Origin of the sequence: Paenibacillus sp. oral taxon 786 str. D14, assembly GCF_000159955.1 — a bacterium.
In the GTDB taxonomy this organism is placed as follows: Bacteria; Bacillota; Bacilli; order Paenibacillales; family Paenibacillaceae; genus Fontibacillus; species Fontibacillus phoenicis.
Map to the genome: position 1 here is coordinate 148,983 of NZ_GG695972.1, position 10,554 is coordinate 159,536.

General features: G+C 53.9%; 6 protein-coding genes. 5 read left to right on the top strand and 1 reads right to left on the bottom strand.

Features of this window, described 5'->3' with window-relative positions:
• Positions 1–82 precede the first annotated feature (82 nt).
• The gene (locus POTG_RS05775) at positions 83–2,638 is read left to right on the top strand and encodes a beta-mannosidase (protein ID WP_036644383.1); all 2,556 of its coding nucleotides are present in this window, start codon (positions 83–85) and stop codon (positions 2,636–2,638) included.
• Positions 2,639–2,723: 85 nt separating this feature from the next.
• Positions 2,724–4,655 carry an LTA synthase family protein gene (locus tag POTG_RS05780; RefSeq protein ID WP_009223878.1) on the top strand — a complete coding sequence of 644 codons (1,932 nt, stop codon included), beginning with the start codon at positions 2,724–2,726 and terminating at the stop codon, positions 4,653–4,655.
• 69 nt (positions 4,656–4,724) lie between these two features.
• Here POTG_RS05780 and POTG_RS05785 read toward each other — a convergent pair whose 3' ends face one another.
• Positions 4,725–5,144 (bottom strand): hypothetical protein, encoded by a 420-nt coding sequence (locus POTG_RS05785; RefSeq protein WP_009223879.1) that lies wholly within the window; start codon positions 5,142–5,144, stop codon positions 4,725–4,727.
• A gap of 215 nt (positions 5,145–5,359) precedes the next feature.
• On the opposite strand from POTG_RS05785, the gene POTG_RS05790 reads away from it, so the two are divergent.
• From POTG_RS05790 to POTG_RS05800, 3 genes are all read left to right on the top strand, one after another.
• Positions 5,360–6,019 carry an MOSC domain-containing protein gene (locus tag POTG_RS05790; RefSeq protein WP_036644386.1) on the top strand — a complete coding sequence of 220 codons (660 nt, stop codon included), beginning with the start codon at positions 5,360–5,362 and terminating at the stop codon, positions 6,017–6,019.
• Positions 6,020–6,190: 171 nt separating this feature from the next.
• Positions 6,191–9,280, top strand: coding sequence for a stalk domain-containing protein (locus POTG_RS05795; protein WP_442852584.1), 3,090 nt, complete (start codon positions 6,191–6,193; stop codon positions 9,278–9,280).
• 155 nt (positions 9,281–9,435) lie between these two features.
• Positions 9,436–10,407 carry an aminoglycoside phosphotransferase family protein gene (locus POTG_RS05800; protein WP_009223882.1) on the top strand — a complete coding sequence of 324 codons (972 nt, stop codon included), beginning with the start codon at positions 9,436–9,438 and terminating at the stop codon, positions 10,405–10,407.
• Positions 10,408–10,554: the final 147 nt, after the last annotated feature.

A 10,554-nucleotide genomic window follows, 5' to 3' on the forward strand; every position in this document is an offset into this window, starting at 1 on the left:
TAACAAAATAATAACAAAATGATTGCTATTTGCGAATAAACAGAGATAATGAAAGTATTACTACGTTTACTTGGGAGGATCTATGAGCGGTCAACAACAACAACTTATACTGAACAATTGGAGCTTCAAAGCGAGTGATGAGACAGAGTGGAAGCCGGCCCGCGTGCCGGGCACCGTGCATACGGATCTGCACCGCAACGGGTTGATCCCTGACCCGTTCTATGGAACTAACGAGCATGACCTGCAGTGGATTGATCGAAAAGATTGGGAATACGAAGCCTCCTTCGAATTGGATGAGGCTTGGTCCGCTTTGCCGCGGTTGGAGCTTGTCTTCGACGGCTTGGATACGTATGCCGATGTCACGGTGAACGGGACGCACGTCTTGTCGGCCGACAATATGTTCCGCGTTTGGCGAATCGATGTGAAGCCGCTGCTGCGCGAAGGCGACAATACGGTTGCCGTACGCTTCCGCTCTCCCATCGCGGAGGATTTGCCTAAGCTCGAGAAGCTGGGGTATGGCCTGCCAGCGGCGAACGACCAATCGGAGCTGGGCGGGTTAGGCGACCGCCGGGTCAGCGTGTTTGCCCGCAAAGCGCCGTATCATTACGGCTGGGATTGGGGGCCGCGCTTTGTGACCAGCGGGATTTGGCGCGAGGTGCGTCTTGAGGGCTGGAGCGGCCCGGTTATTCGCGACCTGTTTATTCGCCAAGACCGGGTCAACGTCTCGGTTGCGGAGCTTACCGCCTTGGCGGAAATTGAAACCGCTGAGCGCTGGGAAGGTCAGCTGCAGCTCACTGACGGCGAGTTGACCTGGGAACGTCCTGTGGTATTAGAGCCGGGAACGAATGTAGTAGAGGTGTCGGCGGTCATTGCGGAGCCGAAGCTGTGGTGGTGCCGGGGGCTGGGCGAACCGGCGATGTATAACTTCCATGCCAAGCTTGTGACGGACGGCGGGCAGGAAGCGGTCGCCGAAGCGTCTGTTCGAACCGGGCTGCGCGACATCCGGCTGGTTCGTGAGAAGGACGATGCAGGGGCTTGCTTCCGCTTCGAGTTAAACGGCGTGCCAGTTTTCGCCAAAGGGGCGAACCATATCCCGAACGACAGCTTTTTGACTGAAGTGACGGAGGAGCGTTATCGCCATGAAATCGCCACGGCAGCCGAAAGCGGCATGAATATGCTTCGCGTCTGGGGCGGCGGCCTTTATGAGCAGGATATTTTCTACGAGCTGTGCGATGAATACGGAATCATGGTCTGGCAGGACTTCATGTTTGCGTGCAGTATGTACCCGGGGGATTCGGAGTTTCTGGACAGCGTTACGCGGGAAGCGGAGGACAACCTCAAGCGGTTGCGGAATCATCCCTGTATCGCATTGTGGTGCGGAAACAATGAAATCGATTCGGCTTGGGCCCACTATGTCGAGGATGGGGGCTGGGGGTGGAAAAAGAATTACACCGCAGAGCAGCGTGAACAGATTTGGGCGGATTACGAGGCGATCTTCCATCGAATTCTTCCTCAGGCCGTGGAACGTCATGGCGGCGGCGTCGCCTACTTGCCGTCTTCGCCGATCCGTAGATTGACGGGGGACGCGGATCAACATGCACTTCAAGTCACCGGTGAAGGGGACGTCCATTACTGGGGGGTCTGGCATGCGGTTGAGCCGTTTGATAACTATAACCTCCGGGTAGGCCGTTTCATGAGCGAATACGGCTTTCAATCCTTTCCGGAGCTGAAATCGGTGCTGACTTACGCGCCGGAGAGCGAGCTGGCGCTGGAGTCCGAGATCATGCTGGCCCATCAGAAGAATGGCCGAGGGAACCAGTTGATCAAGGAGTACATGGACCTTTATCTGCCGGAGCCGAAGGATTTCCCTTCGTTCCTGTACATGAGTCAGGTGCTGCAGGCCGAGGCGATCCGCACGGCGATTGAAGCGCATCGCCGTAACAAGCCTTACTGCATGGGGACGTTATACTGGCAGATGAACGATTGCTGGCCGGTGGCGTCCTGGGCAGGGATGGACTATTACGGACGCTGGAAGGCGTTGCAGTATGCGGTACGCCGCAGCTTCCGCGAGGTCATGCTGGCGATCTATGAGCCGGAGGATGGCCCAATTTCGGTCAGCGTCGTGTCTGATCTGCAGAAGCCGGTGACGGGTCGGTTGCGGTTATTGCTCTATGACTTCCAGGGGGGCTTGTTGAAAGAACAGACGTTGGAGGTTCACGCCCCTGCCGATGCGGTGGTCGAAGCAGGAGTATTCACCCGGGCGGAATGGCTGGAAGGCTATGATCCGCATCAGGTTGTGCTATATGCGGTTTTGGAGATCGAGGGACAGGCCGTGGACAGCAAACCTTTTTACTTCACTTCAGCTAAAGAGCTTTCGTTGCCGCAGGCAAATATTACATTTCAAGAAGTGGCCGGGAGCGGCGGCAGCCAATATACCCTGATCAGCGACGTCTTGGCGCGTCAAGTGTGGATTTCAGCGGAAGAAGAAGGGATTTTCTCCGATAATTACTTCGATCTCATTCCCGGCGTTCCGGTCACGGTGGAGTTCCGGCGGCGGGGCGGTACAGGCAGCGCAGAGCCCTTTGTCGTGGGCCACCCCGGCAAGCTGACGGTCCGCTCTATGGCAGACTTCGTCTAATATCGACTCCGGATTTTACCGTGTTATAATAAACGAATAGAAATTGCGTGTTTTGTAAAAACACGGTAAATTCCGGAGAAAAGAGATGGAGATCATACGTAACTCAAGTAACTCAAGTCGAATTCATTTTGTCGTCACGTTTGTGCTGATTGGCATGAAGCTGTTATTGCTGCGATATTTTTTCTATGGGAGCCTTGGGGTTCAGGGATTGCCCGGTGAATGGCTATCGGTGCTGGCGCTGATGTGTTTGGTTGAGCTGTTGACGCCGGCTAAGGTCAAATGGGGAGTGTACCTCGGATTGAACTGGATTATCTCCGTGACCCTGTTTGCGGCGACGGTATATAACGCCTACTTTGGCACGGTACCAACGTATGCGGTGCTGAGCGGGCTCAACCAGGTTCCTGAGGTCAAAGCCAGCGTTGCTTCGCTGCTAAGGCCTGAACAATTTCTATATTTCATCGATCTGCCAGTGCTGATTGCGGTTCGCATCTTTCGTACGGCTCGCAGGCGCCGGGCTTCCCGGGGATTCTATCTGGCGGGGAGCCTCAGCTTCCGTAACGACCGGCCGCGCGGCTCGTTGGCGTGGAAGGTGGGGGTGGCTTTCGTCCTGATCGTCAGCCTCATGCTGTCCGGCCTTTATATCCGCTGGGGAAAAGACATCGACAACGAGCTGGTGCGCGCCGAAAGCGTAGGTTTCTTTAACTTCCAGGTCGATGCGGCGATCCGCAACCAGGAGGAAGAGCGGATGATCGCGGAAGGTAATCTGCAGGAGACGGCGGCCAAAGTCCGGCAGCTTGAGAGCAGCTATCCTTACAAAATGGATGTTACAGGGGTACCGGCTTATTTTGGCGCAGCCCGAGGGATGAACTTGATCATCGTGCAGATGGAGTCGTTCCAGAACTTCCCGTTGAACCTGAAAATTAACGGTCAAGAAATTACGCCCGTACTTAACGGTTTAGCGAAGGAAGGCTTCTATTTCCCGCACGTGTTCCAGCAGATCGGCCCCGGCAATACGTCCGATGCCGAGTTTATGTCCAATACGTCGATCTATCCGACAGCTGCGGAGGCGATGTCGACCGGCTATGGTGATCGGGAGCTTCCCAGTCTGCCGCGCCTGCTGCAAAAATACGGGTACACGGCGAATACGTTCCACATCAATAAGGTGACATTTTGGGATCGGAACAAAATGTACCCGGCGCTGAACTTCGATAAATATTACGATAAGCCGTATTATACAAACGATCATTTTAACGATTTTGGCGCGTCCGATGAGGAAATGTACCGGGTTGGCGTCGAAAAGCTGGCCGAGCTAAAGGCGCAAGGCAATCCGTTTTACGCCCAATTCGTCACCACCTCAAGCCATAATCCGTTTGTCGTGCCGAAGGATCGCTGCCAAATCGAACTGCCGGCCGATCTAGAAGGCACGATGCTCGGGAATTATATCGAGGCGGTCAACTACACGGATTATGCGATCGGCAAGCTGATTGACGGGTTGAAGCAAACGGGTCTGTGGGACCATACGATGCTGGTGTTCTATGGGGATCACTTTGGCCTTCAGGAGAAGGACGTTCCCGCTAAGCAAATCAGTGAGAAGCTGGGGATCGCTTACGACGAGCGGATCAGCCGGTTCAACATCCCACTGATCATTCACATCCCTGGCCAAGAACAAGGTCAAGTCGTCGAGCGCACCGGAGGCCAGGTCGATATTTTGCCGACCGTAGCCAATCTTCTCGGAATCTCGCTGGAGAATGAGGGATTTACCGCCTTCGGGCACGACTTGTTGAATTTGGACCGTAATGTGGTGGGGATGCGGTATTATCTGCCGACAGGCTCGTTCTTTAACGATGAAGTCATGTTCGTGCCGGGCGCTGGCTTTGACGACGGCACCGCGGTTTCACTGGACACACTGCAGCCTGTCACCGATATTGCGCCGTACCGCAGCGACTACGATTACATTTTGCAGCTGATGAAGCTCTCCGATGAATATGTCAAGCTCCTCCCGAAACGGGGAAAATAAACGCAACAAGGCCCTGCTGGATACCGCAAGCAATAAGCGGTGCCATAGCAGGGCCTTCGTTTTAATAAATTAGCCGAGAATTGTATACCTCGTTTTCGCGCTCTCGGCAACCAGCTCCGGCAGCTCTTGCAGCTGAAGCTCATAAACTTCACGGGTGATGCTGCCTTCGTCTAACCGTTTCTGCAGCTGCTCCTGCAGTTGGGCAATTTGCAGCTGGACAACCTGGTTCGCATCTTGGCCGTGGGATTCGGCAATATCCGCCAGCGACTGGCCTTCAAGCAAAGCGTCGTAAACCTCCCGGTCGGAGGAAGCGCCCAGCACTCGGTTCAGCTCGTCCTCCTGACGCTCCGCCTTATTGCTTTGGTTGAATTGCTTGGAGGGGTGAGCCGCATAGCTCAGGCTGGTTACAAAACTGGACATGCTGGGGTTTATCGTAATCACAAGGGCCATCGTGCCAAGAATAACGACTTTTTTAAGCTTAAATTTCATAGATTTAATTCCTCTCTTTGGTGCAAGGGATAGTATTCATCGTAATAAATGATTGTCGTGAGATCATTGATGCCTATTAGTAATACGGTTCAGGTGCCCGGTAAGTTTCAATCGTCCGGCAGCTCCCTTGGAATATAAGGTGGTGCTGGATGAAGTTGTCCCTTATAATGGAATTTATTTCACGCTGAATTTCGGAACAGAGGGGGCTGAGAGGAATGGGCGATCATATGACGGTTCGTTCGCTCAACGTGGGAAAGCCGATCGAGGTGGAGCATCAAGGCAAAACAGTACGAACAGGCATATTCAAAATGCCGGTGACGGAAGCGAGGTATTTATCGTCGGTGAATTTTGCCGGTGATGAGCAAGCGGACCTTAAATTTCACGGGGGACCGGACAAGGCGGTCTGCGTTTATCCGTACGAGCGCTATGCTTATTGGGAGGAGAAGTTCGGGATCACCTTGGAACTTGGGGCATTTGGGGAAAATATCACGACCGAAGGGATGCTCGAAGACGAGATCTGCATCGGTGACCGGTTTCGTATGGGCGGCACGATGGTTCAGGTCAGCCAACCACGGCAGCCTTGCTTCAAGCTGGGCGTTAAGCATGGTTTGCCCGAGCTGCCGCAGGCGATCCAGCAAACCGGATACACCGGATATTATTTCCGGGTGCTCCAGGAAGGAGAGGTTCGGCCCGGGGATCAACTGGAGCTTGTCGAGAGGCACCCCGCAGGAGTCACGCTGGCGTTTGCCAACCGCGTAATGCACGTCGACAAAGAGGATGCCGAAGGGATCCGGCGTATTTTAGCCGTGGAGGAGTTGTCAGCCAGCTGGCGTGAACAGTTGACGGCCCGGTTGAATCGATTGGCCGGCAAATAGCGTCTTTCATTAAATCCGCTGCCCGTGATGGGAAGCGGCTTTTTTTGTTCGGGGATAGGCATCCGGGAGTGAAATTTTTTTACAAGCGGGAAACATAGAAACTTTTACCTGGTATCGCACGTCAAATGGGAAGAGTTACTTTTTCTTTAGCTGTGCATTAGCAAGGGGAGGATGAGATATTTGAAAAAAATTTGGGCTTCGCTCTTAGCCGCACTCTTAATAATACCAATCTTTCAACAGACGACGGCGCAAGCGGCTACGCCGATCAGCATTTACATTGATGGTAACCGGCTGACTACCGACCAGGATCCGGTTATCATTAGCGGACGGGTGATGCTGCCGCTCCGGGCTATCTTTGAAGCGCTGGACGCCAAAGTGAACTACAACCAGACGTTGAAGACCGTTACCGCCTACAAAGACGGTACCACGATCACGCTGAAGCTGATGTCGCGTTCGGCAACCATCAACAATGAGACGGTTTTGCTCGACGTGCCGGCACAAAGCGTGAAAGGCAGAACAATGGTGCCCGTCCGCTTCGTCAGTGAGGCGTTAGGGCAGCAAGTCGGGTGGAACAATTCCGCCAAAATCGTAACGATTAAATCCGGCTTTGGATCGGGCGGATCGGGCGGCTCGGATAACGGAAGTGATCCTGGTCCGGTAACCTACGTCACGGCCCGTGATGTAGGAAATTACGGGGATGGACGGGATTTGCAAATCAGCTTCTCGAAATCCTCGAACGAATCGCGCGTTGAACAGTATCGCGTGATGGTCGTGAAGGCAGCGAATGCTTCCAGCTTTAATCTGGCAGCCGCCCAGAAAGTCGGCTCGGCCAATTACACTTCGTTGTCTCCGTCAGGATCCGATCCGTCCTTAACGCTGTCAGCCAGCGCACGGGATGTGGACGGAGCAGCGATTCGTGAGGATCAATCCTACGTTGCTTATGTATTGGTGATCGGCAAGGGCAACAGCGCCAATACGTTGTCGAATCCATCACCGGCCTTTACGTTGACCAACACCGTGTCCGTTGCGGCTCCAACGAACGTTAAAGTCAGTGACGTGAGCGATTACGGCGATGGCCGCGACCTGAGCGTCACCTTTACAAGAGCGCAAAATGAAAGCAACATCGCGAACTATCGCGTGTTCGTCGTCAAGACGAAGGACGCTAGCAGCTTTACAGTGAGCACGGCGAACAACCTGTCCAGCTCTTACTACACGCTTGTGTCCAAATCAGGGAGCGGATCGACGTTAACCGGTCAGTTGTCCTCTTCCACGCGGGATACGTCCGGTGATCTGATCAAGAACAGCGTGTCCTACACAGTGTTTGTGTTATCTGTGAGCAATAGTACGGGATATGCGAACAAATTGTCGTCCGGCTCCTCGGCGATTACGCTCTCACAAGGCTCGATTATCGCGCCGGTCATCACGAAGGTGGAAGACTGGAACGACTACGGCGACGGCCGCGACCTGCGGGTGAGCTTCAACCGGATCTCGGATGAAACGCGGATCAGCTCGTACCGGATCTTCGTTGTGAAAGCCAGTGACTATGCGAACTTCAGCCTGGCCAAAGCAAACCAAGTCTCCAGCGTGAACTATACGCAGGTGAACAAGACCGGTTCGAATATTACTTCGTATGCCTTGTCCTCCAATGCCCGGGATGTCGACGGAGCCACGATTCGCAACGGTGTCAGCTATCGGGTATTCGTTATGGCCGTGGGTACCGGGGCTTACGCAGGAAACAATACGCTGTCGTCCGCTTCGGCTGCGATCACGTTAACCAATGGCAGCACGGTGGATATGGTATCGAACGTCACGGTCGAAGACGTGAGCGATTATGGGGACGGCCGCGACCTGAAAGTAACCTTCACTCGGGCTGCGAACGAAACGTATATCAGCAATTATCGGATCCTGGTGGTTAAAACCTCGGATGCGAATAACTTTACGTTAGCCAAGGCTAACAATGTTGGCAGCGCCAATTATACGACGGTGAGCAAGAACGGCTATACACTTTCCACGGTTCTGAAATCGGGGGCGAGAGATGTCGACGGAGCCACGATCCGCAACGGCGTCAGCTATCGGGTGTTTGTCCTGTCGGTAGCCAGCAACGGATATAACCTGAGCAATGCGTTGTCTTCTTACTCCTCGCCGATTACATTGTCGAACAATATGGTTAGCGCGGTTTCGAACTTGAGTGCGGCGGACGTCAGCGATTATGGGGACGGCCGTGATCTGCGGGTAACCTTTACCCGTGCTGCGAATGAAACGTATATTAGCTATTACAAGGTGCTTGTGGTGAAAGCGTCGAAGACCGGAAGCTTTAATCTGAACGCAGCCAATTCGTCGAACTACTATACGACTGTCAACAAAAACGGGGCTACCTTAAGCGTAAACCTTAACGGCGCGAAGGACACCGATGGAGAAGCGATTCGCAACGGAGTTCCTTACCGGGTGTACGTCCTGTCGGTTGCCGCAAGCGGCGGCGGATCGAACGTTCTGTCGGGATATTCGAACGAGGTTACGCTGGTGAATAGCACAGCGCTTCAGCCATTAAGCGTTTCGGCTGATGTCACAGGTAGCGGTTATTCCTACAGCGATATCGTGGTAAGCTTCAACAAACAGCCGAATGAAAGCAACGTTGAGGAATACCGCATCATGGTTGTTCCGGCAGCGAATGTGAGCAGCTTTAATCTGGAATATGCCAATACGGTGACTCTGGAAGATAACTATACGGCTGTGAAACCGAACGGACGGAACATTCAGGTTTCTTTAGGCAAGCCGAATACAGCATATGGCGTACCGTTGGATGCCAATACAACCTATCAAGTATTTGTGCTGACGGTAGCAAAATCCGGTTCGGGTATGACGAATCTGTTGTCCGGTCCATCCGGTCAAGTGAAGCTAAAGGTTGATCCAAGTACTGTACCTGTACCTGCTGCAACCGATGTGAGTGCTAGAGTGAATGGCTCCGGCATTGAGGTGGTTTTCAGCAAACCAAGCAACGATCAAAGCATCAGCAGATATCTTGTCATTGCGGTGCCGACTTCGGGGGCTCCGGCTATCGTAGCATCCGAAAGTTACCAAGGGGCAACCGTATCGAAGTCGGGACCTTATTCCGTTATTCTGGATAAGGATTATGAAGGGAAAACGCTGGATTTTGAGAACAACTCCTATAGCGTTTACGTCATTTCGGTTCCGGATATGAGCAGTTCCAGCAACTATGCCATTACCGGACCCATTTCAGTAACAACGCCAGCCACACCATAAGCTATTTGTAAATAGAAAAATATTCAGAAAAGAGCGGTTCGCTTAAGGCGCCGCTCTTTTTTGCCTGCAATTTGCTATACGCCGGCGGTGGATTGACAATCTTTTCAAAATTTATGTAACATTAAGGTCAAACTAGGGAGCGGGAAGGAAACCGAATGCGGAAAATCGATGAAGTGGTCAAAGCGGACGGAACGCTGGACGATAGCAAGATCTGGCGAAGGGAACCGATGTACCAAGGCATGAACGGCCAGTGGGTGGAGCGGATCTACATCGCCCCGGGGCAGAGCTTTATTTTCAAGCCGCTGACGAACGGTGAATCGGCAGACCGGGAGGCGTGGGTGTACCGGAACGTACTGGCGGAGCTGCCTGAGATCACCGCACCGATGCTGCTTGCCGCCTCGCCGGAGGGGAGCGGCGCCAAGAGCTGGGCGATCTTCGAGAACCTCGGGCCGCTGGACCATGTCTATCGGCTGGAGTGCGCCCAGGCGGCAGCCAAGCAGCTGGCCCGCTTGCACGCGGCTCCCGCGGAACAATGGCCGGGCTTGCTTGCCCAAGGCCCGAAGCCCGGCATCGCAGCCATCGCCGCAGATGTGCTGAAGCGGCGGGAAGAGGCGTCGGCTGTCCTTAGCGGACGGGGACTGCCGGATCAATGGTTGGATTCGGCAGTCGTCTCAGCGGTCCGGGACGGTCGCGGCTTCACAGCCCAACGGCAAGTGCTGTCGCACGGCGATCTGCATCAGGGCAACTACGCCGTGACAGAGGCGGGGCGCGTGGTGTTGCTCGATTGGGAGCATGCGCACCGGAGCCTCCCGTATTGGGATTTGTATCATCTGATCGACATGTCGCATCCCCGGTTTCCGAAGAGGATGTCGGCAGAGGATCGGATGCATCTGCTTGAAACCTATCTTACGGAAGCGGATAAACAGGGCACGCCATGGGTCAAGGATGTGATGATCCGGGAGTACGCTTGGTTTGCTGCGATCTTTTCGATATGGATGCTCTTGTTAATCGAAGGAGATCTGCACCGAGGCGGCGGCGTGTGGACGACGGAAGGGCTGCTGCGACAGTGGGAAGAGACGTTGGACGGCTTGGACGGATGCCTTGAACTGCTGGAGAACCATGGGTAGCATATGAACACTTACGATCTGCTAACGGACTGTAGTGACCTTATCAGCTCATTTTCGGAATATTTCCCGCTTTAACGGACCTGAAAGCCGCTATTTGGGCTATAAAGAGGTGTTTCTATCGGATTTGCCCACAATAAGGTCTCTCAA

What these genes read in the sequence shown, in the direction of transcription:
- POTG_RS05775 (WP_036644383.1), top strand. Translation starts at nt 83, where the DNA reads ATGAGCGGTCAACAACAACAACTTATACTGAACAATTGGAGCTTCAAA.
- POTG_RS05800 (WP_009223882.1), top strand. Translation starts at nt 9,436, where the DNA reads ATGCGGAAAATCGATGAAGTGGTCAAAGCGGACGGAACGCTGGACGAT.
- POTG_RS05780 (WP_009223878.1), top strand. Translation starts at nt 2,724, where the DNA reads ATGGAGATCATACGTAACTCAAGTAACTCAAGTCGAATTCATTTTGTC.
- POTG_RS05790 (WP_036644386.1), top strand. Translation starts at nt 5,360, where the DNA reads ATGGGCGATCATATGACGGTTCGTTCGCTCAACGTGGGAAAGCCGATC.
- POTG_RS05785 (WP_009223879.1), bottom strand. Translation starts at nt 5,144, where the DNA reads ATGAAATTTAAGCTTAAAAAAGTCGTTATTCTTGGCACGATGGCCCTT.
- POTG_RS05795 (WP_442852584.1), top strand. Translation starts at nt 6,191, where the DNA reads ATGAGATATTTGAAAAAAATTTGGGCTTCGCTCTTAGCCGCACTCTTA.